This window comes from Ramlibacter tataouinensis TTB310 (assembly GCF_000215705.1).
Taxonomy (GTDB): domain Bacteria; phylum Pseudomonadota; class Gammaproteobacteria; order Burkholderiales; family Burkholderiaceae_C; genus Ramlibacter; species Ramlibacter tataouinensis.
The window spans coordinates 630,826-657,620 of the sequence record NC_015677.1 but is presented as its reverse complement, the minus strand read 5'-3'; the positions used below and the strand labels follow the sequence as shown (position 1 = coordinate 657,620).

The 26,795-nt window shown below is 67.5% G+C and carries 25 protein-coding genes; 14 read left to right on the top strand and 11 right to left on the bottom strand.

Annotated features, from left to right (window positions below; genetic code table 11):
- The 9 genes from RTA_RS03205 (at position 1) to ygiD (ending at position 12,654) form a co-directional block, all read left to right on the top strand.
- Positions 1 to 1,770 carry a GMC family oxidoreductase gene (locus RTA_RS03205; protein WP_013899939.1) on the top strand — a complete coding sequence of 590 codons (1,770 nt, stop codon included), beginning with the start codon at positions 1 to 3 and terminating at the stop codon, positions 1,768 to 1,770.
- The gene (locus RTA_RS19620; RefSeq protein ID WP_013899938.1) at positions 1,767 to 2,753 is read left to right on the top strand and encodes a c-type cytochrome; all 987 of its coding nucleotides are present in this window, start codon (positions 1,767 to 1,769) and stop codon (positions 2,751 to 2,753) included. Before RTA_RS03205 ends, RTA_RS19620 begins: the two co-directional genes overlap by 4 nt.
- Positions 2,743 to 3,720 carry a cytochrome c oxidase subunit II gene (gene coxB / locus RTA_RS03195; protein WP_081466198.1) on the top strand — a complete coding sequence of 326 codons (978 nt, stop codon included), beginning with the start codon at positions 2,743 to 2,745 and terminating at the stop codon, positions 3,718 to 3,720. Before RTA_RS19620 ends, coxB begins: the two co-directional genes overlap by 11 nt.
- Complete coding sequence (gene ctaD / locus RTA_RS03190; RefSeq protein ID WP_013899936.1) at positions 3,717 to 6,299, top strand: cytochrome c oxidase subunit I; 2,583 nt, start codon at positions 3,717 to 3,719, stop codon at positions 6,297 to 6,299. Before coxB ends, ctaD begins: the two co-directional genes overlap by 4 nt.
- Positions 6,286 to 6,666, top strand: coding sequence for a hypothetical protein (locus RTA_RS20915; RefSeq protein ID WP_041674999.1), 381 nt, complete (start codon positions 6,286 to 6,288; stop codon positions 6,664 to 6,666). The genes ctaD and RTA_RS20915 overlap by 14 nt, the downstream gene beginning before the upstream one ends.
- A gap of 56 nt (positions 6,667 to 6,722) precedes the next feature.
- Positions 6,723 to 7,604: a cytochrome c oxidase assembly protein gene (locus RTA_RS03180; protein ID WP_226986105.1), complete on the top strand. Its 882-nt coding sequence runs from the start codon at positions 6,723 to 6,725 to the stop codon at positions 7,602 to 7,604.
- Between the two features lie 98 nt (positions 7,605 to 7,702).
- Positions 7,703 to 10,066 carry a beta-glucosidase gene (locus tag RTA_RS03175; RefSeq protein WP_013899933.1) on the top strand — a complete coding sequence of 788 codons (2,364 nt, stop codon included), beginning with the start codon at positions 7,703 to 7,705 and terminating at the stop codon, positions 10,064 to 10,066.
- A gap of 5 nt (positions 10,067 to 10,071) precedes the next feature.
- Positions 10,072 to 11,577 (top strand): glycosyl hydrolase family 79 C-terminal domain-containing protein, encoded by a 1,506-nt coding sequence (locus RTA_RS03170; RefSeq protein ID WP_143762894.1) that lies wholly within the window; start codon positions 10,072 to 10,074, stop codon positions 11,575 to 11,577.
- 165 nt (positions 11,578 to 11,742) lie between these two features.
- Entirely contained in the window at positions 11,743 to 12,654 is a 912-nt protein-coding gene (gene ygiD / locus RTA_RS03165; protein WP_013899931.1) for a 4,5-DOPA-extradiol-dioxygenase, read from the top strand.
- A gap of 167 nt (positions 12,655 to 12,821) precedes the next feature.
- Here the strand turns inward: ygiD and RTA_RS03160 are convergent, their stop codons facing one another.
- The 8 genes from RTA_RS03160 to RTA_RS03130 form a co-directional block, all read right to left on the bottom strand.
- Positions 12,822 to 13,352: an adenine nucleotide alpha hydrolase family protein gene (locus RTA_RS03160; protein ID WP_143762893.1), complete on the bottom strand. Its 531-nt coding sequence runs from the start codon at positions 13,350 to 13,352 to the stop codon at positions 12,822 to 12,824.
- Positions 13,353 to 13,394: 42 nt separating this feature from the next.
- Positions 13,395 to 13,658: a hypothetical protein gene (locus RTA_RS20570; protein ID WP_143762892.1), complete on the bottom strand. Its 264-nt coding sequence runs from the start codon at positions 13,656 to 13,658 to the stop codon at positions 13,395 to 13,397.
- A gap of 261 nt (positions 13,659 to 13,919) precedes the next feature.
- Positions 13,920 to 14,270, bottom strand: a complete 351-nt coding sequence (gene mnhG, locus RTA_RS03155; RefSeq protein WP_013899929.1) for a monovalent cation/H(+) antiporter subunit G — start codon at positions 14,268 to 14,270, stop codon at positions 13,920 to 13,922.
- The gene (locus tag RTA_RS03150; RefSeq protein WP_013899928.1) at positions 14,267 to 14,548 is read right to left on the bottom strand and encodes a K+/H+ antiporter subunit F; all 282 of its coding nucleotides are present in this window, start codon (positions 14,546 to 14,548) and stop codon (positions 14,267 to 14,269) included. Before RTA_RS03150 ends, mnhG begins: the two co-directional genes overlap by 4 nt.
- Complete coding sequence (locus tag RTA_RS03145) at positions 14,545 to 15,036, bottom strand: Na+/H+ antiporter subunit E (protein ID WP_013899927.1); 492 nt, start codon at positions 15,034 to 15,036, stop codon at positions 14,545 to 14,547. The genes RTA_RS03150 and RTA_RS03145 overlap by 4 nt, the downstream gene beginning before the upstream one ends.
- On the bottom strand, positions 15,033 to 16,589 hold the full coding sequence (locus tag RTA_RS03140; RefSeq protein WP_013899926.1) for a monovalent cation/H+ antiporter subunit D: 1,557 nt from the start codon (positions 16,587 to 16,589) through the stop codon (positions 15,033 to 15,035). Before RTA_RS03140 ends, RTA_RS03145 begins: the two co-directional genes overlap by 4 nt.
- Positions 16,586 to 16,930 carry a Na+/H+ antiporter subunit C gene (locus tag RTA_RS03135; RefSeq protein WP_013899925.1) on the bottom strand — a complete coding sequence of 115 codons (345 nt, stop codon included), beginning with the start codon at positions 16,928 to 16,930 and terminating at the stop codon, positions 16,586 to 16,588. Before RTA_RS03135 ends, RTA_RS03140 begins: the two co-directional genes overlap by 4 nt.
- Complete coding sequence (locus RTA_RS03130) at positions 16,930 to 19,797, bottom strand: monovalent cation/H+ antiporter subunit A (protein ID WP_013899924.1); 2,868 nt, start codon at positions 19,795 to 19,797, stop codon at positions 16,930 to 16,932. Before RTA_RS03130 ends, RTA_RS03135 begins: the two co-directional genes overlap by 1 nt.
- 397 nt (positions 19,798 to 20,194) lie before the next feature.
- On the opposite strand from RTA_RS03130, the gene RTA_RS03125 reads away from it, so the two are divergent.
- The 4 genes from RTA_RS03125 to RTA_RS03110 all read left to right on the top strand — a co-directional run bounded on the left by RTA_RS03125 (position 20,195) and on the right by RTA_RS03110 (position 23,086).
- Positions 20,195 to 20,605, top strand: a complete 411-nt coding sequence (locus RTA_RS03125) for a GreA/GreB family elongation factor (RefSeq protein ID WP_013899923.1) — start codon at positions 20,195 to 20,197, stop codon at positions 20,603 to 20,605.
- Positions 20,606 to 20,652: 47 nt separating this feature from the next.
- Positions 20,653 to 21,534 (top strand): universal stress protein, encoded by an 882-nt coding sequence (locus RTA_RS03120; protein ID WP_158307816.1) that lies wholly within the window; start codon positions 20,653 to 20,655, stop codon positions 21,532 to 21,534.
- A gap of 108 nt (positions 21,535 to 21,642) precedes the next feature.
- Positions 21,643 to 22,518 carry an RNA polymerase sigma-70 factor gene (locus RTA_RS03115; RefSeq protein ID WP_013899921.1) on the top strand — a complete coding sequence of 292 codons (876 nt, stop codon included), beginning with the start codon at positions 21,643 to 21,645 and terminating at the stop codon, positions 22,516 to 22,518.
- Between the two features lie 109 nt (positions 22,519 to 22,627).
- Positions 22,628 to 23,086, top strand: coding sequence for a carboxymuconolactone decarboxylase family protein (locus RTA_RS03110; protein ID WP_013899920.1), 459 nt, complete (start codon positions 22,628 to 22,630; stop codon positions 23,084 to 23,086).
- Positions 23,087 to 23,091: 5 nt separating this feature from the next.
- Here the strand turns inward: RTA_RS03110 and gdhA are convergent, their stop codons facing one another.
- Positions 23,092 to 24,435: an NADP-specific glutamate dehydrogenase gene (gdhA, locus tag RTA_RS03105; protein ID WP_013899919.1), complete on the bottom strand. Its 1,344-nt coding sequence runs from the start codon at positions 24,433 to 24,435 to the stop codon at positions 23,092 to 23,094.
- 41 nt (positions 24,436 to 24,476) lie between these two features.
- Positions 24,477 to 25,997 carry a protein adenylyltransferase SelO gene (locus RTA_RS03100; RefSeq protein ID WP_041674996.1) on the bottom strand — a complete coding sequence of 507 codons (1,521 nt, stop codon included), beginning with the start codon at positions 25,995 to 25,997 and terminating at the stop codon, positions 24,477 to 24,479.
- Positions 25,998 to 26,096: 99 nt separating this feature from the next.
- Between RTA_RS03100 and RTA_RS03095 the strand changes: the two genes are divergently transcribed.
- Positions 26,097 to 26,462 (top strand): hypothetical protein, encoded by a 366-nt coding sequence (locus RTA_RS03095; RefSeq protein WP_041674995.1) that lies wholly within the window; start codon positions 26,097 to 26,099, stop codon positions 26,460 to 26,462.
- A gap of 65 nt (positions 26,463 to 26,527) precedes the next feature.
- On the opposite strand, the gene RTA_RS03090 is transcribed toward RTA_RS03095, so the two are convergent.
- Positions 26,528 to 26,767, bottom strand: coding sequence for a hypothetical protein (locus tag RTA_RS03090; protein ID WP_041674994.1), 240 nt, complete (start codon positions 26,765 to 26,767; stop codon positions 26,528 to 26,530).
- Positions 26,768 to 26,795: the final 28 nt, after the last annotated feature.

Genomic DNA, 26,795 nt, shown 5'->3' with positions numbered 1-26,795 from the left:
ATGGCCGCCCGTCGCCCCGAAGTGGATGCAGTCCTGATCGGCGTGGGCCTGGTCGGGACGCTGCTGGGCCGTGAATTGACGCGTGCGGGCCTGAAGGTGGTCGGGCTCGAGCGCGGCGAAGCACGCGACACCGTTCCCGACTTCCAGGGGCCCCAGGTCCATGACGAGCTGCGCTACGCGGTGCGCAAGGCGCTGATGTCGGACAACGCCAAGGAGACGCTCACCTTCCGGCATACCTCGCGGGGGACGGCGTTGCCCGTGCGGCGCTGGGAGAGCTTTCTGCCCGGCAGCGGACTCGGCGGATCGATCGTGCATTGGAACGGGCAGACCTTCCGTTTCCAGGAAGACGACTTCAGGCAGCGCAGCCGCCTCATCGAACGCTACGGCAGCAAGTTCATCCCTGCTGACGTGACGATCCAGGACTGGGGTGTCACCGCCGCCGAGCTGGAGCCGCACTTCGACCGCTTCGAGTATCTGCTCGGCACCAGCGGGAAAGCCGGCAACCTCCAGGGAAAGAAGATCCCGGGCGGCAACATCTTCGAGGACCCGCGCTCACGCGAGTACCCCACGCCGCCGCAGAAGGAGCCTTATGGCTCCGCCATCTTCCGCAAGGCAGCCGACAACCTGGGGTACCACACGTATCCCCAGCCCTCGTGCAACCTGAGCCAGCCGTACACCAATCCCGAAGGGCTGAGCCTCAAGACCTGCACCTTCTGCGGCTTCTGCGAGCGCTTCGGCTGCGAGCACTTTGCCAAGTCGACGCCTCTGACGGTGCTGCTGCCGGTGCTTCTGAAAGACCCGAATTTCGAGCTGCGCACGGGCTGCAACGTGCTGCGCATCAACCTCGACGGCGCCAGGAAAACCGCCACCGGCGTCACCTACGCGGGGCCCAACGGCGAGGAGGTCGAACAGCCGGCGAGCCTGGTCATCGTCGGCATGTATGCGCAGAACAATGCCCGCATGCTGCTGCTGTCGGGCATCGGTGCGCCCTACGACCCGGCCACGGGCAAGGGCGTCGTGGGCCGCAACTATGCCTACCAGACGATGAGCTATCCGCAGGTGTTCTTTGACGAGAGCATCAACATCAACCCGTTCATGCGCTCGGGCGCGAACGGCACCATGATCTCGGACTTCGCCGGGGACAACTTCGACCATGGGCCCCTGGGCTTCATCGGCGGCGCGTACATCGGCGAGATCATGACTAACGGAAGGCCGATCGGCTTCCATCCCACGCCGCCCGGCACGCCGAGGTGGGGCTCGGCATGGAAGAAGGCCGTTGCCAGGCACTACAACCACACCTCGACGATCAACGTCCACGGCAGTTCGGTGGCGACCCGCCACAACTACCTCGATCTCGATCCCACCTACAAGGATGCGTGGGGCCTGCCGCTGCTGCGGATGACGTTCGATTTTCCCGAGAACGACCTTCGGATGTCCGCCTACTGCACGGAGAAGGCCGTCGAGATCGGAAGAAGCATGGGTGGCCGGCTGGTCACCGGCGCTCCCCGCAAACGCCCGTATGACATGACCGAGTACCAGACCACCCACAACACCGGCGGAACGATCATGGGAACCGATCCGTCCACCAGCGTCGTGAACCGCTACCTCCAGAGCTGGGATGTTTCGAACGTCTTCGTGATCGGCGCATCGAACTTCCCCCAGAACGGGTCCTACAACCCCACCGATACCGTAGGCGCGCTCGCCTACTGGTCTGCGGACGCGATCGTGCGGAAGTACCTGAAGTCCCCCGGACCGCTGGTGCCCAGATGAATGCCTCGCACCTTCTCGCCACCGGCGTGCTGGCGGCGCTGCTGCAGGCGGCACATGCGCAGCTGGTGGTGCCCTCCGGGAAAACGACGGAGCAGGCGCAACGCCCTGCCACTGCCCAGCATTGCGCCGCCTGCCACGGCGAGTCCGGCGAGGGCAGGGACGGCGCTCCGCGGATTGCCGGGCAGTCAGCGCCATACATCGAGAAGCAGCTTCGCAGTTATGCGAATGGCAGCCGGCGCAATCCGGTCATGGAGGCCATGGCAAAGGCAATGTCCGCGCAAGACATGGCCAGCTTCGCCGCGTACTACTCGCGGCTCGACGCCCCCGCAGCCACAGGCGTCGCTGCGACTGCTGGCACGGCCGCGGCGGTGGAGCGCGGCAGGGTGCTGGCTACCCAAGGCGATTCCGTCCGTCAGGTGCCGGCCTGCATCAACTGCCACGGGCCGGGCGGCGTCGGCGAGCCGCCGGCGATCCCGTACCTGGCCGGGCTCGACCACGGCTACCTGGTCGCTGCGATGAATGCATGGAAGGAGGGCACGCGGAAGAATGATGCGGGCCAGCAGATGGCGACAACGGTCAAAGGGATGACGGCCGACGACGTTGTGGCCGTTGCACAGTATTTCTCGGGCCTGCAGCCGCCCAAACCAGCGCCGCAGCCTTTGGTAAGTCGGCCGGTGCGCGCTGGGGACGCCGCGCGCGGGCACGCCATCGTCGCCAGCGGTGCGCATGGCTGTACCGCCTGCCATGCCATTCCCGGGATCAGGGGGCCGATCGGCATCGTCGGCCCGCCGCTCGGCGGCTTGGCCGGACGCAGCTTCCTGGCCGGGCAACTGCCGAACAACACCGAGGTGCTGGTCACCTTCCTGCAGGATCCGGCGGCGCTGGTGCCGCGAACGGGCATGCCGGACGTGGGGCTCAACAACCAGGAGGCGCGCGACATCGCTGCCTTCCTCTACACCCTGGAGCCACCGCGTGCGCGCTGAACGGAGGCTGTGGCCAGCCCTGCTATCCCTGTTATTGGCGGGATGCGCCGGCCAGCAATCGGCGCTCGATCCCGCGGGCCCCTCCGCGGCGTCGATCCACCAGCTCGGAATGATCATGTATGTCGGAGCGGCCGTGGTGACGCTGCTGGTCACCGTACTGATGCTCGTGCCGTTCCTGCGCCGGCGCGCGCGCCCGGTCAACCACAAACTGTTCCTGTGGGGCGGCGGGGTCGCGTTGCCGCTGCTGACGCTGACGCTGCTCGTGCCCTACGTCCTCAGCACCGGCCAAGAGACGCGCGTGCCGTCGGCAGATCGGCTCACCATCGATGTGACGGGGCATCTCTGGTGGTGGGAAATGTCTTACCGGCGTGGCGACAGGACTGTGCCGGTCCGCTCGGGCAACGAGTTGCATCTGCCGGCCGGGGTGCCGGTCGAACTTCTCCTGCACTCGGCCGATGTCATTCACAGCTTCTGGATCCCGAACCTCGCCGGCAAGACCGACATGATCCCGGGACGGGTCAACCGCATGGTGATCCAGGCCGACCGGCCGGGCGTCTATCGCGGCCAGTGCGCCGAATATTGCGGCACACAGCATGCGCTCATGGCGCTCGACGTCATTGTCTTGCCGCGGGACGGATTCGACGCATGGCTGGCACGGCTTGCACTGCCCGTGCCCGAACCGCCGACGGCGTACCTGCGCCAAGGCCGCGATCTTTTCGTCCATACCGGCTGCGGCGCTTGCCACACGGTGCGCGGCGTGAGCGAAGGCAGGCTCGGCCCGGACCTGACGCAGATCGGTAGCCGCCGCTCGATCGGCGCCGGAACCCTTCCAGGAGGCGTCGGCAATATGGCGGCGTGGATCGCCAGCGCCCAGCATCTCAAGCCCGGCAATGCCATGCCCTCCTACGATCAGCTCGAAGGCCCGGAGCTGCGCGCGCTTGCCGCCTATCTGGAGTCGCTGAAATGACGGCGGCGTTGGGCGGCGCCGGAGCAGCACTGCCAGCCAGCCGGGGCGACCCGCAGGCGGCCGGCGTGACACCGCCGCTCTACCGGCAATCGAGCGGGCCGGACGGTCTCGCACGGATCGCTGCCGCGTGGGCGATGCCGAAACGGTTCGGATTCCTCACCGAGATCAACAACACGCACATCGGTGTCCTGTATATCGCCACCGGCTTCCTGTTCTTTCTGGGCGCCGGCGTGCTCGCGCTGCTCATGCGCATCCAGCTCGCCTGGCCCAACAATACCTTCCTCGACGCGGCCACCTACAACCAGTTCTTCACCATGCACGGCACGGTGATGATGTTCCTGTTCGCGGTGCCGATCGTCGAGGCTGTCGCGGTGCTGCTGCTGCCCAGCATGCTCGGCACGCGCGACATGCCGTTTCCCCGCCTGTCCTCCCTCGGGTACTGGTGCTACGCCATCGGCGGCGCGATGGTGTTCTCCAGCCTGTTTCTCGGCGTTGCACCGGACGGTGGCTGGTTCATGTATCCGCCCTTGACCGGCGCCAGGTATTCGCCCGGGATCAATACCGATGTCTGGGTGCTCGGGCTCGGTTTCGTCGAGATCGCCGCCGTCGCTGCGGCCGTCGAACTGATCGTCGGGATCCTCAAGACGCGCGCGCCGGGCATGACGCTCGGCAAGATGCCGATCTTCGCCTGGTACATGCTGGTGACTGCCGGCATGATCATGGTCGGCATGCCGGCGGTCATCGCGGCCGATATCCTGCTCGAACTGGAACGCGCCTTCGGCATGCCGTTCTACGACCCAACCCGGGGCGGCGAGCCGCTCCTGTGGCAGCATCTGTTCTGGTTGTTCGCGCACCCGGAGGTCTACATCATCTTCCTGCCGGCCGCCGGCATGGTCTCGATGATGCTGCCCAGCTTCGCGCGCACGCCGCTGGTCGGTTACAGCTGGGTGGTGCTGGCGGCGCTGGCGGTCGGCTTCCTCAGCTTCGGCCTGTGGGTGCACCACATGTTCACGACGGGCTTGCCGCTGCTGTCGCTTTCCTTCTTTTCGGCGGCAAGCTCCGCCATCGCCATCCCGATGGGTATCCAGGTGTTCGCCTGGATCGCGACACTCTGGAATGGCAAGCCGGTGTTGCGCGTGCCGATGCTGTTCATCCTGGGCTTCCTGTTCATCTTCGTCATTGGCGGGCTGACCGGCGTGATGGTGGCGGCCGTGCCCTACAACTGGCAGGTGCACGACACCTATTTCGTCGTCGCCCACTTCCATTACGTGCTCATCGGCGGCATGGTGTTCCCGCTGTTCGCGGCCCTCTACTACTGGATCCCGGCGATAACGGGACGAATGCTCTCCGAGCGGCTCGGGCGCTGGGCGTTCTGGCTCATGTTCATCGGCTTCAACGCCGCGTTCCTGCCGATGCATCTCACCGGCCTGCTCGGCATGCCTCGGCGCATCTACACCTATCCAGGCAACCTTGGGTGGAACACGCTGAATCTCGTCTCCTCGGTGTTTGCCTTCCTGTTTGCGGCGGGGGTGCTGGTGTTCGTGGCCGACTTCGTCCGGCACCGCCGCTCGGGGCAGCAGGCTGGCCACAACCCATGGGATGCGCCAACGCTCGAGTGGATGTCGGGTCAGCCGGCGCACGGCTTCCGCAGCCTGATGCCGATCACGTCGCTTTACCCGCTTTGGGAGCACAAGGCCCTGAAGGACGAGGAACTAGCCGGTCGCGGCTACCTGCCGGATGCGCCCACGCAAGAACGCGAGGCATTGGCCACCTCGCCCATAAGCGCCGAGCCGGAGCAGATCATCCGCTTGCCGGGTCCCAGCTGGATCCCGTTTCTGGCCGCCACCGCAACCGCTGTCGCCTTCGCGGGCATGACCGTCAAATCCGCGGCCGTCGGCTCGGCCGCTGGCGCGGTTGCGGCCGCTGCCTACCTCTACTGGCTGTGGTCCATGGACAAGGGCCTGCCGCGCGAGCCGGCAGACGCCGGGCGCGGCCTTGCCTTGCCGCTCTATCGCAGCGACAGCGGCAGCGTCGGCTGGTGGGGGATGACGGTGCTACTCATCGCGGACGCGGTCGTGCTGGCCTCCTTCGCCTTTGCCTACCTGTTCCTGTGGACAGCGCATCCCGTCGCCTGGCCTCCGGATGGATCGCGGCTGCCCGGGTTTCTCGGGCCTGCCGTCATTGCTGCCTTGGTCATTGGCGCCTGGATCCTGTTCGAGGCGGCGTCTCGTTCCAATCAGCGCGATCGCCGGTCGGCGGCAAGCGCCAGCCTGGCGGCAGCGGCGGTCCTGGCTGCAGGCGCCCTGATCATGGGGTGGATGTGGCTCAACAGCCTGGACATCGATCCGACGCGCCATAGCTACGGCGCGTCGGTGTGGACGCTGGCCGGCCATGTGGGGTTGCACGTTGCCATCGGCGCCGCGATGGCGCCGTGGTGCATCGCGCGCCAGGCGCTCGGCATGCTCGATGGGTGGCGTAGCCTGACGCTTCACCTCTGCCTGCTTTGGTGGCGCTTCACCGCGCCGGCGGCAGCGCTCACGCTCATTCTCATCACGGCGTTCCCGCATGTGGTCCCTTAGATTCCATGCGAAGGGAAGGGCACGCGCCAAAGCCGAAGGGCTGGGCCGGCTGCTCGACCCTGCCTTCGGTCTTTTCGTCTGGGCGGCTCACTTCCTGGTCGTCTATGTTGCAGCCGCGGTGGCCTGCGTAGTGGGGCTTGGTACCGCCAGCACCGGCGCCAGGTCAACTTTCCTGGGGGCGCTTGCGTTGGCGACTGCGGCCGCCGCCGCCGCCACCTTGCTGCATGCGGCACGGCGCTACCGGCAGCAGCACGGGGTTCCCGACCTGCATTTCAGGATGTCGGTCACGATCGGGTGCGATGCGATCGCAAGCGTCGCGATCACCTGGCAGCTCTTTCCCATTCTGTTGGTGCCGGCGTGCGTGTAGTCGCTGGCGTCTTGCTCTGGTTCGCGGCGATCCGCTGGGCCGCTGCCCATGGGTCCGTGCCCCTGCGACCCGACACGCTGTGGCACGCCTGGAGCTTCGATCCGGTCGTCCTTGTGCCGCTGCTGCTCGCGGTCTGGCTCTACGGTCGCGGATTGCGGCAGCTCTGGACAAGCGCCGGCTGGGGGCGCGGCGTCGCGCTGTCCCACGTGGTGGCCTTTGCCTTCGGCACGGCTGCGTTGTTTGTCGCGCTGGTCTCGCCACTGGATGTGCTTGGCGAGGAACTGCTCTCGGCCCACATGGCCCAGCACGCGCTGCTGGTCACAGCCGCGCCTGTGCTTCTCCTGCTGGGCAAGCCGGGGGCGGTCCTTGCCTGGGCGCTGCCTGCCGAATCCAGGAAGCGTTTTCTTCGCTCCCACCCATGGCGCGCGCTTGCCGCGCTCATTGGCGCGCTTTCACGGCCGCTACCGTCGGCGTTCCTGCATGGTCTGGCACTTTGGGGCTGGCACGCGCCGCGCGCGTTCGACGCGGCGGTTGCAAGCTACGGTGTGCACATGCTCGAGCATGCCTGCTTTTTCGGCACGGCGCTTTTGTTCTGGAAGGCGATCCTCGACGCTCACTCGCGACGCCGCGCCGCAGCGGCACTGGGCGCGGCGTTTGCCACGCTGGTGCATGGCGGACTGCTCGGCGCCCTGCTGACGACGGCTCCTTTTCCGCTGTACGCCTGGTATCTCGACCGCACCGCCCCGTGGGGATTGAACGCACTGGAAGACCAGCAGCTTGCAGGGCTGATCATGTGGGTGCCCATGGGCATCGTCTACCTGGGTGCCTGCCTCGCGCTGGCCAGCCGGCTGCTTGCATCGCGGAACGACAAGCATTTGACGGTTGACGGGGCGCCGCAAGGGCATTGGACAGCCGTGGATCAGCGTGCCCGCTCTTAGCAGGTGAGGAGCATTTTCAAGCAGGAACGGAAAACACCCGGCCACCGGCGCATGGAAAGCTTGGAATCCGGCCTTCATCGGATCTAGGAGTCATCATCATGAAGAAGTTCGCTGTGATTCTGGGGTGTTTCATACTTTCGATCATGAGCAGCTGTGGTGGCTCGGGCGATGGTGGTTCAGAGACCAGCGGCGCGGCCAATGCACCGACGGCGCCGACCGCCCCGGCCACTACGGCGGGCGAAGGCCGGCCGGCCTGGATGAACACCAGCCTCGGTGCGGCTGAACGCACGGAGGCCCTGCTCGCGGCAATGACGCTGGACCAGAAGCTGCAGCAGCTCTACAACCTGCCGGTCCTCAACGAGGAGTTGCAGGACGAGGACCCGCCGTGCGAGTTCCAGCAGGTCGGGCGGCATATCGAAGGCATCCCGGAGTTGCACATCCCGACGTTCAGGTTCGCCAACGGCGGCACCGGTATCCGCGGCGGGGACTGTCTTCCTGAACCGACCGCCACCGCGCTGCCCAGCGGTGTGGCAGCTGCAGCCAACTTCGACCCTGAAATCAACTTCCAATGGGGCCAGGTCCTCGGCGCCGAGCTGCGCAGCTGGGCGCATCACTCGCTGTGGGGCCCTGGCCTGAACCTGATCCGCACCCCCTTCGGCGGCCGCAACCACGAGTACATGAGCGAGGATCCCTACCTGACTGGCGTGACCGCGACCCAGCAGGTGCGCGGCATCCAGTCGAACGGCAAGTCGCACGCGACGCCCAAGCACTTTGTCGGCAACGAGTCGGAATACCAGCAGGAACGCTGGACGGCGGCGTCCAGGATCCCGTCCCGCGCCATGCACGAGCTGTACTTGCTGCCCTTCGAAATGACGGTGCGGGATGGCAAGCCCGCGTCCATCATGTGCGCATTCCCTCACCTGAACTTCGAATGGGCCTGCGAGAACGAGCCCTTGTTGCAGCAGACCCTGCGTGGACGCTGGGGCTTCGACGGCTACGTGGTCAGTGACCGCCGCGCGATGCACAGCACGGTGCCTTCCGTTCGCGCCGGCGTCAGCTACGAGCTCGACTTCGAGCCCGAGTTCTACGAGCCTTCGCGGATGAAGGCCGCCCTTGAGGCCGGAGACATCACCGTGGCCGACATCGACCGGCTGCTGCGCCCCAGGTTCCTCAAGATGTTCGAATTCGGGCATTTCGACGAGGCGTACGACGCTTTTCTGCCGAGGGACTTGCAGGCGCACGCGCAGGTCGCCCGCAAGGCAGCGGACGGCAGCGTGGTCCTGCTGAAGAACGACGGGCTGCTGCCGCTGAACCCTCAGGTGCGCTCCGTCGCCCTCATTGGCGCAGACTGGTTCGCCGGTCAGGCGACCATGCCTCCTCGCAGTGGCGACCGGGAGGAGATGACGAACGTCATCGCGTCCTCCACGGTAACCCCGCGGCAAGGGCTGGAAAACACCCTGAGAAGGCTGGGTTCCAGCGCCCAGGTGACCTACAACGACGGGGACGTCATCGAAGAGGCGGTCCAGCTGGCGACCAACGCCGACGTCGTGATCGTCATGGTCGGCGACAACCCCCGGGAGACCCTTGACACGAACACGCCTTCGCTGCCTTCCATCAACGGCACCAACCAGGACATGCTCGTGCCGGCCATCCTGGCCGCAAACCCGAACACCGTTGTGGTCCTGAAGACGCAGGGATCGGTGCTCATGCCCTGGCTGCCCCAGGCGCGTGCGCTGGTCGAGGCCTGGTACCCGGGCCAGCACGATGGAGACGTCGTGGCGGACATCCTCTTCGGCGTCACCAATCCTTCGGGCAAGCTGCCCGTCACCTTCGGCAACAGCGCGAACGAAGCCGCGTACCAGACCGAGGCGCAGTACCCCGGCGTGCGGGAGGCCAATGGACTGGGCGGCGGAGAAGGTGGCTTCGAGCCCGACGGCTCCCCCCAACTCGTCACGCTGTACGACGAGAACCTGGAGCTTGGATATCGGTGGTACGAGGCCCGGAACGTACCGCCGGTGTTCCCGTTCGGCCACGGCCTGTCGTACACCACCTTCGCCTACAGCAACCTGCGCCTGGCGACCGCCAGTCCCGCCCCGGGTAAGGTGGTGCTGACGGTGGACTACACCATCACCAACACCGGCACCCGCGCCGGCAAAGAGGCCTCTCAGGTCTATGTGACCCTGCCTCTCGAGGCTGGCGAGCCGTCCAAGCGGCTGGTGGGCTTCAGGAAGGTGGAGTTGCAGCCGGGCGCGAGCCAGCAGGTCTCGGTCGCCATCGACTGCTCGGCTTCCCATCATCCGTTCTCCTATTTCCAGCCGGCGAACGAATCGGACCTGCAGAAGTGGGCCGACGGAAACTGGGTCACGCCCAACGGGGAGTTCGTCGTCCACGTCGGCACCTCGTCGGCACAGACGCCGCTTCAAAGCGCGGTTGCCCTGGACCTGGCGAGTTGCACCGCGTGACAGCAATGTCCAGCAATCATCCCGCTGTTCCTGCCCCGTCGCCGCCGGATCCGACGCGGCGGAGCCTGCTGATCAAGACCTACGCACTCGCCGGCGCCTCCCTGCTGCCGGCCCTTGCCGCGTGCGGAGGAAGTGACGGCGCCGCCGGTGCGAGCGCACAACCGCCGCAGCCGGCCCCTGCTTCCGCACCCCAGGTGCAAGCCGATGTCGGGTTCCAGAGCGTCAGCACGGCAGCGCGCCTGGACAGCCGTTTCACGGGATTGAGCTATGAGAAGAACAAGCTCGCCCAGCCATTGTTCACGGGCAGCAATACGGCCTTGATCCAGCTCTTTCGTTTGTTGGGACCAGGGGTTCTTCGCATAGGCGCCAATGCGGTGGATCGATCAAGCTGGAACGGGGCAGTCAGCGGCCTCACCCCGATCCTTCCGGCCCATGTCGACGCCCTGGCCGACTTTCTGCAAGCCACGCAGTGGCAGCTGATCTATGGCGTGAACATGGCACGCAACACGACGGCCAGCGCCGCCGACGAGGCCGCCTACGTCTTCGGCCGTCTGGGTTCATCGCTGCTCGCCTGGGAGATCGGCAATGAGCCCGACCTGTATCGCAGGAACGAGTATCGGCCGGATGACTGGTCCTATCCCGATTTCCGCAGCGAATGGCGCGAGCTGCGAAGCGCGATGAGCGCCGTCAGCCCCGGCGTGGCCTTCAGCGGGCCGGCCGTCGCATTCGATATCAGGCGCTTCACGCTGCCCTTCGCGCGCGACGAGGGCGATAACGTGTCCCTGCTGACCCACCATTACTACCGGGCCGACCGCAATGATCCGGCCTCCACGCTGGCGCTGCTGCTGCGGCCCGACCCCGTCCTGCTGAACGAGCTGGCCGTTCTCGTCTCGGGCGCGTCGCAGGCAGGCATCGAGCAGGGCGTGCGCCTGGCCGAGGCCAACAGCTTCTTCAACGGCGGGGTGGCGAACGTCAGCAATGCCTTCGGCACGGCCCTGTGGGTCATGGACTTCATGTTCAACTGCGCCGTGGCCGGCTGTACGGGTGTGAACATGCATGGTGGCGGCAGCGGCCCAGGCTATACGCCGATAGCCGACCGCAATGGCGTGGTGGTGGAAGCGCGCCCCGAGTTCTATGGCATGTTGATGTTCTCGCAAGCTGCCCAGGGACTGCCGATGAGAGGCCTGGTGGTCGCGCCCAGCGCCGTCATCAATGTCAGCGCCTGGGGGGTCCAGCGGGCCGACGGCGGCCGCAACCTCATCCTGATCAACAAGGACGACAGCCGCAGCGTCCGCATGAGCGTCGTCACCGGCATCGCCGCCGATCGCTACGAACCGCTGTGGCTGCGCGGCACGGCATTGTCTGCGAGCACCGGGCAGACCCTGGGTGGCGTTGCGATCGGCCAGGACGGCAGCTGGGCGCCGCAGGCACAGCCGCCGCTGATCGCCAGCGATGGCGAGCTCAACGTGCTGTTGCCGCCGGCCAGCGCCGTGTTGCTGCGGTCCCTGTGAACGGGCCAAAGCCGGCGCTCGTACTGCGTTCGGAGTGCTCGGGCCGCACCGCAAGCGGTCGGGCTGCTCGGTGACATCCTGAGTCGGCAGCCTGCATGGCGCCCGCGGGTGCACTCATAATGAAAGTGCCTGCTCGCAGCCCTTGTGCCAGCCGAAGGAGGACGCATGAGCCAGGATTTCCGAAGCCGTACGGTCACGAAAGCAAAAACCTCCATGGACATCATGCCCGCCGCGTTCATCGGCCACGGAAGCCCGATGAACACCTTGGAAACCAACCGGTTCACGGCTGCGTGGCAGGAGCTTGGGCGAACGGTCCCTCGTCCGAGAGCGATCCTTGCCATCTCGGCGCACTGGTTCGTGAATGTGAGTGCGGTTACGGCCATGGAACGCCCGCCGGTCATCCATGATTTCTACGGTTTCCCCAAGGCGCTGTTCGACTTCGACTACCCGGCGCCTGGCTCGCCGGAACTGGCGCGGGAGGTGGCCGAGCTGGTCAAGCCCGGTTTCATCGGGCTCGACCGGGACAGCTGGGGCATTGACCACGGTACGTGGTCGGTGCTGGCCCATCTCTTTCCGAAGGCGGATGTGCCGGTCGTCCAGCTTTCCGTCCACAGCGGTGAGGACATGCGCTACCACATCGGGTTGGGCGCGAGCCTGGCCCCTTTGCGCGGACGGGGTGTCTTCATCATCTGCAGCGGCAACGTCGTCCACAACCTGCGCCGGGTGGATTGGGACAACCCGGACCGCAGCTGCGAATGGGCCGGGAGATTCGATGCCGCCGTGAAGGATGTGATGACGTCCCGCCCTGGGCAACTGGCGGACCTGGCATCCCACCCCGATTACGGCCTGTCCGTGCCGACTCCGGAGCACTTCCTCCCGCTCGCGTACCTGGCCGGGTTGTGCGCACGAGCGGCCAGCCCTGCGGAGGTGCTGGTGGAGGGCGGCACCCTGGGTTCGATCACGATGACGAGTTACGTGCTGGACAGACCGACGCCGCGCGGCAGGCAGCCGAGCGGAAAGCCGGCCGCTGCACTCCCGAATCCCGCGACGGTCCCGCCGGAACAGACCAATACCTGACCCAAGGAACGATGAGCATCAAGCTACCGGCCATCGCGCAGGGCGCCGGCATCAGAACTGGGCCACGGTACCCGACTCCTCTGTTCGGCGCGACCTCGGGCCGCCCAGTGGCACGACCAGCACATCGCTCGAGACTTCAGCCAACGCCCTTTGCACGACTCCGCCGTTCAGGAAGAAGTCAGCGAGGCGGTGCCGCTGCCGCTTGCCCAGCACGAGCAACGCGGCTCCACCTCCACCAGCCGGCCCGGCGCGCTGCCAAAGACCAGGGAGGCGGCCGCGTCCGATGCGTGGCCAGCCGCGGCGGCGATGATGGCCTCGATTTTCCTGTACGCGTCGCGCACGACCTGCAGGCGCTGCGCTCGCCTTGCGGCTTCGGGAGCGTCGGCCAGTTGCAACCTGTACTCATGCGAGGTGCCGAGCACGTGGAGAACATCGACCCGGGCGCTGGGCGACACCTTGCTGGCCCGTGCGATCAGTTCGCCGGCGCGCGGATCCAGCTTGACGCCCACCAGCACCCGCCGGTAGCGCCTGCCTGCGGGCTGCTTCACCACCAGGACCGGAACGGAAAACCTCCGCACCAGCCGCTCGGCGCGGGTACCCTGGAACCAGTCGAGAGGCCGCAAGCCGGTCGCACCGTGCGTGACCAGCAGTGCCGCGGATTCCAGGACCTGGGCTGGTGCATCCAGCAGGTCACCCACCACGGTCCGGGTGGTGACCTTGACCCGCAGGCGCTGCCTGACCTAGCGGGGCAAGTCGTCGATGGCGCTGCCGGGTTGCGTTGCGTGCGCCGTGCGCAGCAGGTTCAAAGGCACCTCCCAATCCTGGGCTATGAGCGCGGCGCGCCACGCTGCATTGACGGAACCACGCGAACCATCGACCAAGGCCACGATGGGTTGTGGCTTCGTTGGCCGGAACCGAAAACCAGCCGATGGCGGTGCGGCAAGCGCTGCCGAGTTCGACGCGGGCGGGGCCAGCAGGCCGTGGAAAGGCAAAGAGTCGGGCATGGAACACTCCTGCGAAGCGGGACTGCGCTTGCCGCACATGGCAAGCGGCCGGGGCTATGCGGCCCGGCGATTCCATGGCGCGTGGCCGGAACCGCCGGGCTCAGGAGAGCGCTGCGCGCTGTGGACCGAAACGGCAGGACGCTGGCGCAGGCAGTCGCGGTGCACAGAAGGACGTCATGCCGCCCAGTTTAGGACGGCAAGCTCGATGGCTCCCGCGAGGGTGGGCAAGACCGCACGAGGCTTGCCAGAATAGGCGCCACCTCAACCTTGCGGCGGCGCCTCGACCGCTGTGGGGCGCTGTTCACGCAAAGCCAGAAGGTCCCGGCCTTCGGCAGCATCCCGATGCAGCGCTGCACGCACCAGCATCATGTACGTGACCGGCGTGGTGACGGTCATGAAGACACCGATCAGCAGGTGGTGGAGGACCAGGCGACCCTCGATGCCACTGAAGTGAACGATGCAGGCGATGAGGATGAGCCCCGTGCCGAGGGTGCTGCCCATCGTGGGCGGATGGACCCGCTCGTAGAACGACTTCAGCCTGAGGAGTCCCACGGAGCCGGCCAGTGCCAGCAGGGCGCCGGCCAGGACGAGCACGCCTGTCAGGATGCTCATTCGATCACCTCCCCGCGCAGCAGGAACCTGGCCAGCGCTGCTGTCGAGGCGAAGCCGAGCACGGCGATCACCAGCGCGGATTCGAACACGTACGGATTTCCCGTACGAAGCCCGTGCGTGAGGAACAGGAGCACCGCGTTGACGTAAAGCGTATCCACCGACAGAACGCGATCCTGCGCGCGGGGCCCGAGCACCAGGCGGATCGAGCTGCACACGATGGCGAGACCGATGAGAAGCTGCGCCGTGGCGAGCGCGGCATCAAGGAAAGACGTGTTCATCCGAAGATCTCCATCAGGCGCCGCTCATACCGGTCCTTGAACTGCCGAACCCACGTTTCTTCGTCGACCAGGTCGAGCACGTGCAGGGTGAGCACGCTCGCGGCTGCGTCGTAGTGGGCCCAGGATGTCCCAGGGGTGGCGGTGACGATACAGGCGAGCACGGCCAGCCCGGCAGGCTCGCGCAGCTCCAGCGGAATCGGCAGGAAGCCTGCCACCCGGTCCCGCGCGGGCAGATGCAAGGCGATCCGCGCGACGGCGATGTTCGATCGGACGATGTCCACGAACACCAGCCAGATCAGGGCGGCGGCGGGAACAAGGAAGTTCCGGAACTTCTTGCGGGGTGGCTCCAGCCGTGCGTACACGTTGCCGCCGGCCAGGCCGATCAGCAACCCCAGCAGCACGTGCGCGGGATCGATGCTGTCATTCAGGGTAAGCCATATCACGAGCAGCGCGAACGTCAGCAGCGGATAAGGAACGAAACTTTTCACGGCGCCTCCAGGACCTCCCTGATGTAGCCGTCGGCCGGATGCAGCGCGTCCACGGCGTCCTGCATGTAGGTCATGGCCGGACCGGCGAACACGGTGAGCACGAGGCAGACCGCGATCAGGCCCGCGACCGGCACGACCTCGATGAGGCGAACGCGGGGAACGGTTCGATCGGAGCCGGCCCAGAAGACGCGCACACCCCCGCGTCCGAGTGCGATCAGGGCCGCCAGTCCGGAGAGCATGACCAGGGTGAGCAGCACCCATGCACCCCCCGAGACCGTGCCCGCATCCAGCACACTGGCCATGATGGAGAACTTGGCCACAAACCCGGGCAGCGGCGGCAGCCCGGCGATCTGCAGGGAGGCGCAAGCAAAGGCCAGGCCCAGCACCGCCATGCTGGCGGGAATGAGCACGCCCACCAGCTCTTCGGGCTCGTCATCTTCGCCCTCGAGGCGAAAGGCGTCGGCTGTCACCGCCAGCAGGTCGGCCCCGGGCGCCCGCGAGCGCTGGACCAGTTCCACAAGGAGGAACAGTGCCGCCGTCCCGAGCGTGGAAGTCACGAGATAGAACAGCGCGGGCGCGACGGCGGCCGGGCCGCCCACGCCGATGGCCGCCAGCAGCGTGCCCGACGACACCACCAGGCTGAAACTCGCAATTCGGCCGAGGTCCTGCGAGCCGAGCATCCCCACCATCCCGAACACGAGCGTGGCCAGGCCCCCGTAGGCGATCAGCTCGGCGCCCGGCCCGTCGCCGAAGACGACGAACCAGATGCGCAAGACGGCGTAAATGCCGACCTTGCTCAGGATGCAGAAGAGCGCCGCCGCTGGCGCGCTGCTGGACGAGTAGGTGGCAGGCAGCCAAAACCCAAGAGGCCACATGCCCGCCTTCACCAGGAATGCGACGGCGAGCGTCGCCGCGCCGACTTCGAGCAGCGGCCGGTCCTCGGCCGGCAGCTGCGGCAGCCTGACCGCCAAGTCGGCCATGTTCAACGTGCCGGCCATCCCGTACAGCAGGCTCACGCCCACCAGGAACAGCAGGGACGCGGCGAGGTTGATCACGATGTAGTGAAGACCCGCGCGAACCCGGGGCGCCCCGCTGCCGTGCAAGGCCAGCCCATAGGAGGCGGCCAGCAGCAACTCGAAAAACACGAACAGGTTGAAAAGGTCGCCGGTCAGAAAGGCCCCATTCAGCCCTGCCAGGAGAAATTGCACCAGCGAGTGGAATTGAGGCCCGGCCCGGTGCCAGCGTGCCACGGAGAACAGCAGGGCAGCCAGGCCGAGCAGCGACGTCAGCAGAACCATGGCGGCCGCGAGGCGGTCCGCCACCAGCACGATGCCCAGGGGAGCCGCCCAGGCACCCAGCGAGTACACGTGCGTGACGGGAGCATCAGCTTGGGCCACCAGTGCTGCCGCCACCGTCAGCAACACAAGCACCGCTGCCAGGCTGACGGAGGCTTTCAAGGTATGGCGCGGCTCATCGATGACAAGCAGGAGCGCCCCCGCGAGCAGCGGCACGATGACCGGCGCAATGATCAAGTGCTGGGCGACCTGGCTCATTGGTCCGGTTCCCGCCCGTCCACATGGTCCGTCCCGGTGAGGCCCCGCGCCGCAAGCAGCACGACCATCAGCAGTGCCGTGGTGGCGAACGCGATCACGATGGCCGTCAGGACCAGCGCTTGAGGGAGGGGGTCGGCGAAACGGGAAGGGTCCGGGATGCCCGCCGTGCCGACGATCGGCGGCGCGCCGGCACGAACCCAGCCCATCACGAAGATGAACAGGTTGACGGCGTAGGAAAGCAGCGACAGGCCAACGATGACCTGGAAGGTACGCGGGCGCAGGATGAGCCAGACGCCCGAGCCTGTCAGCACCGCGATCCCGAAGGCGACGATGATTTCCATCAGCGTCTTTCGGCGGAGCGGTGCGCGCGCGTCGATTGGTGGCCGAGCGCGATCAGGAGCAGCGCGGCGGCTCCTACCACCAGGAAGAAAACGCCCAGGTCGAAGAAGAACGCGCTGGGCACATGCAGCTCGCCCAGCAGCGGCACTTCGAAGTGGGCCACGTGTGAAGTGAGGAAGGGATACCCGAAAAGCCAGGAGCCGACGCCGGTACCGACTGCCAGGAGAAGACCGGCCATCATCCAGCTGAGCGGCCGGATGGGGAGCCGGTCTTCCGCCCAACGCGTGCCGCCGGCCATGTACTGCAGGATCAGCCCGACCGTCATGGTGATCCCCGCCGCAAATCCGCCGCCCGGGAGGTTGTGCCCGCGCAGCAGGAGGTAGAGCGCCACGAGGCTGATGGCCGGCAACATCCACCGCATGATGATGGCCGGGATCGCGAGATCCTCCCCCTTGGTCACGCCTGTCTGCCCAGCCCGCTGCGCCAGGGGCGCGATGCTCTCCGGCGCGGGCCGGAACCGACGCAGCAGCGAGTAGACGGTGATCGCCACCACGCAGAGCACGGAAATCTCGCCCAGCGTGTCGAAGCCGCGGAAGTCCACGATGATCACGTTCACGACGTTGGTGCCGCCGCCCAGGGGCCAGGCGTTTTCCAGAAAGAAGCGCGAAACGGTCCCGTCGGGCAAGGGCCGTGTCATCACGGCGTACGCGACGAGGCCGAGGCCAGCGCCGCCGCCGATGGCCAGGGCGAGGTCGCGCGCCCTGCGCGGCAGCGCGGCGCGGGTGGCGGCCGCGCTTCTGCGAAACGGCATGCGCTGCGGAAGCCAACGCAAGCCCAGCAGCAGCAGGATGCTCGTCACGATCTCCACCAGCAGCTGCGTCAGAGCCAGGTCCGGAGCGGAGAGCCAGGCGAAGGTGAGGCAAACCACCAGCCCAGCGCCACTGGCGAGCACGATGGCCACCAAACGGTGGAATTTGGCTTGCCAGGCGGCCCCTATTGCACAGGCCACGCCGACGATCCAGATCAGCAGGAAGGCCGTGTCCGCGTCGGTCGGCAGCAGAGCTCCGAAGTGAAGGCCGCGCGCCCACACCGGCCAGAGGCCGGCTGCCAGGGCGAACAGTATGAGCAGGCCGAGCTGCGGCTGCAGCCGCCGGGTGCCAATGGCTCGCTCGATTGCCCGAGCCCAGCGCCATGAGACGGCAGCCAGCAGGCTGTCGAAGACATGGCGTCCCTGGATCGAGGGCAGCAGCGGCGTGCGGTCCTGCCCGCGAGCGAAGTATCGCTGCAGCACCCGATAGAGAACTGCGCCGCCGCCAAGCGCCAGCAGGCTCATCATCAACGGGACCGTCAGGCCGTGCCAGACGGCCAGGCTGTACGGCGGCACCTGGTCGCCCAGCACCGAGCGAATCGCGATGTCCAGGACCGGGCCGATCGTGAGCGTCGGCAAGATGCCGACGACGAGGCAGGCGAGCACCAGGAACTCGATCGGCAAGCGCATCCATCGCGGTGGCTCATGCGGGGTCCGTGGCAGACCGGTCGGCGCCGGGCCAAAGAACACGCCGTGGATGAATCTCAGTGAGTAGGCGACGCTGAACATCCCCCACGCCGTAGCGATGACCGGCAAAACGCTGTTGATCGCCTGCACCGGTCCTTGCGCCCGCAGTGACTCGGAAAAGAACATCTCCTTGGACAGGAAGCCATTCAGGAGCGGCACGCCGGCCATGGCGGCGGCGGCCACCATCGCCAGCGTCGCGGTGACCGGCATGAAGCGATACAGGCCCGAGAGCCGGCGGATGTCCCGCGTGCCCGATTCGTGGTCGATGATGCCCGCGGCCATGAAGAGCGACGCCTTGAAGGTCGCATGGTTCATGACGTGGAAGACCGCCGCCACCAGCGCAAGCGGGCTGTTCAGCCCCAGCAGCGCCGTGATCAGGCCCAGGTGGCTGGCGGTGGAGTACGCCAGCAGGCCCTTCAGGTCGTGCTGGAAGATGGCCACATAGGCACCCAGGACCAGCGTGACCAGTCCAGCCGTTCCGATCACCCAGGTCCAGGCATCCGTTCCCGCCAAAGCCGGCCAGAGCCGCACCAGCAGGAACACGCCCAGCTTGACCATGGCCGCCGAGTGCAGGTAGGCCGATACCGGCGTCGGTGCGGCCATGGCCTGTGGCAACCAGAAGTGGAATGGGAACTGCGCGGATTTGGTCAGCGCCCCGCCGGCAATGAGGATGAGGGCCGGCACGTACAGCGAATGAGCCCGGATGCGATCGCCTGCGAGCAGCACCGCATCGAGGTCGTAGCTGCCCGCGATGCGGCCCAGGAGCAGCACGCCGGCAAACAGGCTGAGGCCCCCGGCCGAGGTGATGATGAGCGCCATGCGTGCGCCGTCGCGTGCGGCCGGGTTGTGGTGCCAGTAGCCGATGAGCAGGAAGGAGAAAAGGCTGGTGAGCTCCCAGAAAAACACCAGCTGGAATAGGTTGCCCGAAAGCACCACGCCGAGCATCGAGCCCATGAACGCCAGGAAGAAGGCGAAGAACCTCGCGATGGGGTCGCGCGGCGACATGTAGTAGCGGGCGTACAGCACGACCAAGAATCCGATGCCCGTCACGAGCATGCAGAACATCCAGGCCAAGCCATCCATGCGCAGCGTGAATTCAAGCCCTGCCGTCGGCACCCAAGGCATCTTCAGGCGCACCACATCGCCCGTGTTCATGCGGCCGTACAGGCTGGCCGCGCCCGCCAGCGCCAGAAGGGAAGCGCCGGCAGACACCCACGCGGCAGCGTCGCGCGCTCGGGAAGAAAGCACGACCGTGGCAACGCTGCCGACGAAGGGCAGCAGCAGCAGAACGATTAGGAGCTTTTCATCGGGCATGTCGGGCCGAAAGCGGTCCGAGCTTACCCCAGTCCCGACGCTTCACGCTGCGGCAAGCGGACGCATTCCGATTCTGGCAAGGGCTGCAAGGGCATTGGGCCGGAATTTGTGATGTCCCCCTCGGCGCCCTAGACTCGGCTGCGTGAAGGCGATCTCCTGGCCCCCTCTGATCCTTGGCGCATGCGCTCGTGCGGGCGCCGGGCGGGCCTGCGTGCGAACGCCGCAGGATGTTCAAGGGAGTGCGGCCGCGAATCCGCAGCTGCAAGCACTCCCCTGAGCCCGGCGATTCACCCCCCAACTCCCCTTTGCGCAACCCTGAATCGCCGGGCACTCCCCGCGCCCGAGCCGCGGCTGGCTGCAGCCCGGCATCACGTTTGCCTTTGCCCAGGAGTTGTTCATGGAAACCCAATTGTCCGCCGAGCGCACGCTCACCGAAATCGACTACCTGCGCCTGACGCGGCTGCTGTTGCAGTCAGAACCCGGCACGTCCGAAGCCATTCAGGATCTGCTCGACAACAGCGTTCTCGTCGGATCGCCGTCGGTCGCGCCCACCGTGATCACGATGTACACCCAGGTGCTGCTGGAGCACGTGCCGCACGCCGCGCGCTACAAGATCACGTTGTGCTACCCCGATGACGCGGAGCCGTCGCAAGGCTTCATCTCCGTGCTGTCTCCGCTGGGCTCGAGCCTCATCGGCCTGCGGGCGGGTGACGTGGCGAAATGGCGCACGCCGGGAGGAGAGGAGCGGGCGGCGCGGATCGTCGACGTGCTGTTCCAGCCGGAAGCCACCGGGGACTACACCACGTGAGCGCGTTGTCATGCGCCGGGACGGCCGTGGGGCTTGCTTCCCAAGACGTGCTGGTGATCACCGACCTTTCGCCGGCTTCGAACAACGCCGTCTGGCGCGGTGCACGCATCGCGCGCGAGCGAGGAGCGTCCTTGCGCCTGCTGCATGTCAGCGCTGGGGCCAAGCACATGGCTGGAGCACGCCAAGCGCTCGGCAGCATCGGCAGGCAGCTGCATGAGCACCTCGGCATCGAGCTGGACGCACAGGCGCTGGAAGGCGAGCTGCTGCCAGCGGCCATCAGTGCCGCGCGCGCCGCGGGCCTGCTGGTGATCGGTCCCCGCCGGGCCAACCCACTTCGCGAGTGGATTTCGGGCACCCAGGCCGAGCGCCTGATCCGGCTATGCCGCATCCCGACCTTGGTGGTCAAGCGGCCCGCCACCCCGGGGCGAAATGCCACACCCGGCCCCCCCGAACACGGGCGCTACGGCCGGGTGCTCGTGTCGGTGGACCTGCGGCCGGAGGCTGTCGACTTGATCGCTGCCGCGATGTCGCTGTCGCGCGATCCGCAACCGCAGGTCTTTCATGCTGTGGTGGCCAACGCGAATGGTCGGGCAACAGCGCCTGAGGCACTGGTTGCCCATCCGGGCGAGACTGCCATTCAAAAGGCGCAGGCGATGCTGAGGGACTTCATCAAGTCGTCCGGCGCGCAGAAGCTCGGGGCGGTGTCCGCCGTCGCGTTCGGCCACGCGGCCCGCTGCGTGCTGGCCAGGGAGCGCGCCACTGGCGCGGAACTGGTGGTCATCGGAAAGCGCCAGCGTGGTCTGCTGGCCGACTTCATCCTGGGCGGCGTCACCCAGCAGGTGCTTGCGAGCAGTCGCGCCGACGTGCTCGTCATGCCGAACCGGCCAGCTCCAACGTGGCAGCCAATGGCCCCTGCCCGTCCGCCTTGATCGGTTGAACCCGGCACCGCCGAAGCGGACAATGGGAGCGAGGGCCAGCACCGTGTCACAGAACCTACCGCTGGTTCGTCTAGTCGGATTTGACGGGCTTGAGTAGCCATGGCCACCGATTCCACCCAAACCGGGTTGTTCTGGGACCTGCGTCCCCGCCTCTTCGGCATGGCCTACCGCATGCTCGGCGTTCGCGCGGACGCGGAGGACGTCCTGCAGGACGCCTGGCTGCGCTGGCGCGAGGCGGACCACGCCGCCCTGCAGTCCGCGCAGGCCTGGCTGGTCACGGTGGTGACCCGGCTGGCCATCGACCGGCTGAGATCGGCCCGCAGCGAACGCGAGGCCTACGTCGGCTCGTGGCTTCCCGAGCCGATCGTCGAGGTGGATGAGCGCACGCCCGAGGCCGCCGCGGAACTCGCCAGCGACCTGTCCGTCGCCTTCCTCCACCTGCTCGAGCGGCTGGGGCCCGAGGAACGCGCCGCCTTCCTGCTGCGGCAGGTGTTCGACTACGACTACGGCGAGATCGCCGACATGCTGGGCAAGCAGGAACCCGCCGTGCGCCAGATGGTGCATCGCGCCGGGGAGCGCGTGCGGCACCGGCGGCCGCGGTTCCGGGTACCGGCGGAAACGCACCGGCGGCTGCTCGAGAAATTCGTGGCCGCCGCGCAGAGCGGCCAGCGCGCCGCCATCCGCGCGCTGCTGGCCGACGACGTGCAGACCATCGGCGACGGCGGCGGCAAGGTGCCTGCCGTGGCCGGCGGCATGCACGGCGGCGAGCGCGTGACCAACCTGTACTGGGCGCATGCGCTGCGCCTGGGACAGCGCCTGGAATACCGCATCGCCACCATCAACGGCGAGCCGGGCCTGCTGCGCTACGTCGACGGCAGGCTGGAGTCCGCCAATGCCGTGGTGACGGACGGCCAGCGGATCGTGGCGATCTACGCCATCCGCAACCCCGCCAAGCTGGTGAACGTGCTGCCTTGACGCTGCCGCTGCCCTCGCCTGTCACAAGACGCGCCCCCCGGGCGTCTTGGGTGCAGGAACGCCGATCCGGCGTTCCCGCCCCAAGATCTTCCATTCCAGGAGCACGTCCATGTCGCCTCGCCTCAACTACCACGCCCTTGCCCCCAAGTCCGCCAAAGCGCTGACGCAGCTGGCCTTCACGGCCGGCGCAACGCTGGACAAGCGGCTGAAGGAACTCGTCAACCTGCGCGTCAGCCAGATCAACGGCTGTGCTTTCTGCATCGACATGCACTGGGCCGAGCTGCTCAGGATGGGGCTGGAGCCTCGTCAGGTGAATGCCCTGGCCGGCTGGCGCGAGGCGCACCGCTTCTTCGACCCGAAGGACCGCGCGGCGCTCAACTGGGCCGAAGCGGTCAACGCCATCCCGCACCGCGTGCCCGGCGATGCCGATTTCGAGGAGCTGAAGCGGCACTTCAGCGAAGCCGAGATCGCCGAGCTGACCTTCTGCGTCGGCGCCATCCGGGTCTGGAACGTGCTGAATGCAAGCTTCCACACGCCCGTGCCAGAGACGCCCTACGTTGTGGGCTGAATGGTTCAGGTCACGCCCTGGGCCAGCATCGCATCGGCCACCTGGACGAAACCCGCGATGTTGGCGCCGTCCAGGTAGCTGACGGTGCCGTCGGCACGCCTGCCGTGCCGCAGGCAGGCCGCGTGGATGCCCTGCATGATCTGCAGCAGCCGGGCGTCGACCTCTTCGCGCGGCCAGGACAGGCGCAGCGCGTTCTGGCTCATCTCCAGGCCCGAGGTGGCCACGCCGCCGGCATTGCTCGCCTTGCCGGGCGCATACAGCACCTGGGCGGCTTCGAACGCGTGGGCGGCCTCCAGGGTGCAGGGCATGTTCGCGCCTTCGGCCACGCAGAGGACGCCGTTGGCTACCAACTGCGCCGCATCCCGCGCGTCCAGCTCGTTTTGCGTCGCGCACGGAAGGGCGACATCCACGGGCACATGCCAGGGGCGCTTGCCGGCTTCGTAGCGGACGCCGGTGCGCTCGGCGTATTCGCTGATGCGGCCATAGCGCTGGTTCTTCACCTCCATCAGGAGGGCCAGCTTCTCCGGCGTGAAACCCTCGGGGTCCACCACGGTGCCGCCGGAGTCGGAAGCGGTGACCACCCGGGCACCCAGCGCCATCGCCTTCTCGATGGCGTACTGCGCCACGTTCCCCGACCCCGAAACGCTCACCCGCAGGCCTTCCAGGCCGCGGCCCCGGGTCCCGAGCATCTCCTGGGCGAAGTAGACCGTGCCGTAGCCCGTGGCTTCGGGGCGCATCAGCGAGCCGCCGAAGCTCAGCCCCTTGCCGGTGAACACGGCGTCGGCCCGGTTGGCCAGCTTCTTGTACATGCCCGTCATGTAGCCGACTTCGCGCCCGCCCACGCCGATGTCGCCTGCAGGCACGTCCGTGTCGGCCCCCACGTGCCGGAACAGTTCCGAGACCAGGGCCTGGCAGAAGCGCATGACCTCGGCGGGGCTCTTGCCCTTGGGGTCGAAGTCCGCCCCGCCCTTGCCGCCGCCCAGGGGCAAGGTGGTCAGCGCGTTCTTGAAGGTCTGCTCGAAGGCCAGGAACTTGAGCACCGAGAGGTTGACCGAGGGGTGGAAGCGGATGCCGCCCTTGTACGGGCCTATGGCCATGCTGTGCTGGATGCGGTAGCCCCGGTTGACCCGGACACGGCCGTGGTCGTCCACCCAGCTGACGCGGAACATGACCACGCGCTCGGGTTCGACCAGCCGGTCCAGCAGCCCCTGCTCGGCATAGCGCGGATGCTGCTCGATGAAGGGCCAGACGCTGTCCACCACCTCGGCCACCGCCTGGAGGAATTCGGGTTGGCCGGGATTGCGCTCACCGACGCGGCGCAGGAACTCATGGGCAGAGGTGTATTCCATCGACTCTCCGGATGGTGCGAACAACGGCGATGACCGCGGCTTCAGGTGCCGCAGAAGGTCTGGTAGCCGGCCGTCACGGCGGCCGGCGCCGGCGCCGCATAGGGGGCGTGCTCCGGCTTTTCCTCATGGGGCCGGCGCAGTGCCGAGAGCAGGCGCTCGAAAGGCGCCAGGTCGCCCTGGTCGGAGGCGGCCTGCAGCGCTTCCTCCACGCGGTGGTTGCGCGGAATGATCCAGGGGTTGGCGCTGCGCATGCGCCCGGCCCGGGCGTCGGCCGATACGGCACCGTCGCTCGCGCACCGGGCGCGCCAGCGGGCCAGCCATGCGTCCAGCGCCTGCGCGTCGGGGAACAGCGCCCGCAGCGCAGGGTCGTCACCCGCGGCCGCATCCGCCAGCCGCCGCCAGCCGAGGGTGAAGTCGACGCCCTGCGCGTGCAGCAAGGCGAGCCAGTCGTTCGCCAGCGCGGCATCGGCCGCGTCGCTGCCCTGGGCAGCCTCTCCCAGCCCCAGCTTGGCACGCTGGCCGCGCAGCAGGAAACCCTGGTGCAGCCCGGAGAAGGAATCGATCACGGCCGACGCCTGCGCCACGGCACGGTCCGCCGCCTCCTCGCTCTCGTCCTCCACCATCAGCGGCAACAGGGCCTCGGCCAGCCGGGCCAGGTTCCACTGCGCGATGAGCGGCTGGTTGCCGTAGGCGTAGCGGCCGCCGTGGTCGATCGAACTGAAGACCGCCCCGGGGTCGTAGGCCTCCATGAATGCACAGGGGCCGTAGTCGATGGTCTCGCCCGAGATCGTCATGTTGTCGGTGTTCATCACCCCATGGATGAAGCCGACGTTCATCCACTGGGCGATCAGAGCGGCCTGGCGCTGCGCCACGCGGCCCAGCAGCGCCAGGTACCGGCCCGGCGTGTCCGCCAGGTCAGGGTCGTGGCGGGCGATCGCGTACTCGGCCAGTTGGCGCAGCTTGCCCGTTTCGCCGCGGGCCGCGAAGAACTGGAAGGTGCCCACGCGCAGGTGGCTGGAGGCCACGCGCGTCAGCACCGCGCCGGGCAGGACCTTCTCCCGGTAGACGGGCTCGCCGGTGCCCGCCACGGCCAGGGCGCGCGTGGTGGGGATCCCCAGCGAGTGCATCGCTTCGCTGATGAGCACCTCGCGCAGCATCGGCCCCACGGCCGCCTTGCCGTCACCGCCGCGGGAGAAAGGCGTCCGGCCCGAGCCCTTGAAGGCGATGTCGCGCCGCCGGCCCTGCCGGTCCAGGATCTCGCCCAGGAGCAGCGCACGGCCATCGCCCAGCTGGGGGGAGAACCCGCCGAACTGGTGGCCCGCATAAGCCTGTGCCAGCGGTTCGGCACCTTGCGGAACCGTGTTGCCGGCGAAGATGGCCGCACCCTCGTCGCCGAGCAGGGAGGCGGGGTCGAGCCCGAGCTCTTCGGCCAGGGGCCGGTTCAGGAACAGCAGCCGGGGCGCAGGCACCTGGGCCGGCTTCCAGGGGACATAAAGGCCCGGAAGGTCGCGGGCGTAGCTGTTGTCGAAGCGGAAGAATGAAGAGGCAGCAAGGGATTGCATCGGTCCGAGTTTGACAAGTCGCGCAGCCCGCGTTGTGAGCAAAAGTCGATCGATCCCTAAGGCATCCGCCTTCGGCCGGGCGTGGTGCATGCTTGCGCCATGGAACTGCAGTACCTTGTCTTCGACTTCAGCGACGAGGAATCCGGCCGGGGCAGCTTCGATGCCCTGGCGTCCGTGCTTCCCGACCGTTTGCCTGCACTGCTGGCCGAGCTGGCGGCGGTTCTGCAATGGGCGCACGCGAACTTCGGGCCGGCGGCCGCGCTGCAGGACGAGGGCGACTGGGACTATGAACTGCAGGGAACGCTGGAGCCCGAGGCGCCGCTGCAAGTCGTCTATGACAGCCGAAGCGCAGCGATATCGCTCGCGCCCTCCAACCCTCGGACGCGGGTCACCCTGGCGCTGACGCTGAGCGGCGTGCCCGCGTTCTGCGAAGCGTTCCGGCGCACTTACGGCGTGGTCGACTGAGCGGCTGTGTGCAGCTTGCCGGGTGCGGGCTCGCGACCGTTCCCGGCGCAAGCGGATGCCGCCGGTCAGATGTCCGACGTCCGCCGGCACACCTGCATCGTCCGCTGCATGATCTCCGCGGCCATCTGCTGCAGTTCGCCCTGGGTCATCGGCACGCAGCCGCCTGCGCTGATGCAGGCTTCGGCGTACCCGGGCTTCATCTCCAGCCACGCGGGGTACGCCTGCGCGGCCGCCGGGTTCGCTGGCGGGGCGCTGGCGCATGCAGACATCAGGAGGGCGGTGAGGACCGGGAGCAGAAGTTTCATGATGGTTTCATCGATTCGGCACAGCGTC

Excerpts from the sequence above, each read along its gene's own strand:
- RTA_RS03205 (WP_013899939.1), top strand. The coding sequence starts at position 1 with ATGGCCGCCCGTCGCCCCGAAGTGGATGCAGTCCTGATCGGCGTGGGC.
- RTA_RS19620 (WP_013899938.1), top strand. The coding sequence starts at position 1,767 with ATGAATGCCTCGCACCTTCTCGCCACCGGCGTGCTGGCGGCGCTGCTG.
- ctaD (WP_013899936.1), top strand. The coding sequence starts at position 3,717 with ATGACGGCGGCGTTGGGCGGCGCCGGAGCAGCACTGCCAGCCAGCCGG.
- RTA_RS20915 (WP_041674999.1), top strand. The coding sequence starts at position 6,286 with ATGTGGTCCCTTAGATTCCATGCGAAGGGAAGGGCACGCGCCAAAGCC.
- RTA_RS03175 (WP_013899933.1), top strand. The coding sequence starts at position 7,703 with ATGAAGAAGTTCGCTGTGATTCTGGGGTGTTTCATACTTTCGATCATG.
- RTA_RS03170 (WP_143762894.1), top strand. The coding sequence starts at position 10,072 with ATGTCCAGCAATCATCCCGCTGTTCCTGCCCCGTCGCCGCCGGATCCG.
- ygiD (WP_013899931.1), top strand. The coding sequence starts at position 11,743 with ATGAGCCAGGATTTCCGAAGCCGTACGGTCACGAAAGCAAAAACCTCC.
- RTA_RS20570 (WP_143762892.1), bottom strand. The coding sequence starts at position 13,658 with ATGCCCGACTCTTTGCCTTTCCACGGCCTGCTGGCCCCGCCCGCGTCG.
- mnhG (WP_013899929.1), bottom strand. The coding sequence starts at position 14,270 with ATGAGCATCCTGACAGGCGTGCTCGTCCTGGCCGGCGCCCTGCTGGCA.
- RTA_RS03150 (WP_013899928.1), bottom strand. The coding sequence starts at position 14,548 with ATGAACACGTCTTTCCTTGATGCCGCGCTCGCCACGGCGCAGCTTCTC.
- RTA_RS03140 (WP_013899926.1), bottom strand. The coding sequence starts at position 16,589 with ATGAGCCAGGTCGCCCAGCACTTGATCATTGCGCCGGTCATCGTGCCG.
- RTA_RS03135 (WP_013899925.1), bottom strand. The coding sequence starts at position 16,930 with ATGGAAATCATCGTCGCCTTCGGGATCGCGGTGCTGACAGGCTCGGGC.
- RTA_RS03130 (WP_013899924.1), bottom strand. The coding sequence starts at position 19,797 with ATGCCCGATGAAAAGCTCCTAATCGTTCTGCTGCTGCTGCCCTTCGTC.
- RTA_RS03125 (WP_013899923.1), top strand. The coding sequence starts at position 20,195 with ATGGAAACCCAATTGTCCGCCGAGCGCACGCTCACCGAAATCGACTAC.
- RTA_RS03115 (WP_013899921.1), top strand. The coding sequence starts at position 21,643 with ATGGCCACCGATTCCACCCAAACCGGGTTGTTCTGGGACCTGCGTCCC.
- RTA_RS03110 (WP_013899920.1), top strand. The coding sequence starts at position 22,628 with ATGTCGCCTCGCCTCAACTACCACGCCCTTGCCCCCAAGTCCGCCAAA.
- gdhA (WP_013899919.1), bottom strand. The coding sequence starts at position 24,435 with ATGGAATACACCTCTGCCCATGAGTTCCTGCGCCGCGTCGGTGAGCGC.
- RTA_RS03100 (WP_041674996.1), bottom strand. The coding sequence starts at position 25,997 with ATGCAATCCCTTGCTGCCTCTTCATTCTTCCGCTTCGACAACAGCTAC.
- RTA_RS03095 (WP_041674995.1), top strand. The coding sequence starts at position 26,097 with ATGGAACTGCAGTACCTTGTCTTCGACTTCAGCGACGAGGAATCCGGC.
- RTA_RS03090 (WP_041674994.1), bottom strand. The coding sequence starts at position 26,767 with ATGAAACTTCTGCTCCCGGTCCTCACCGCCCTCCTGATGTCTGCATGC.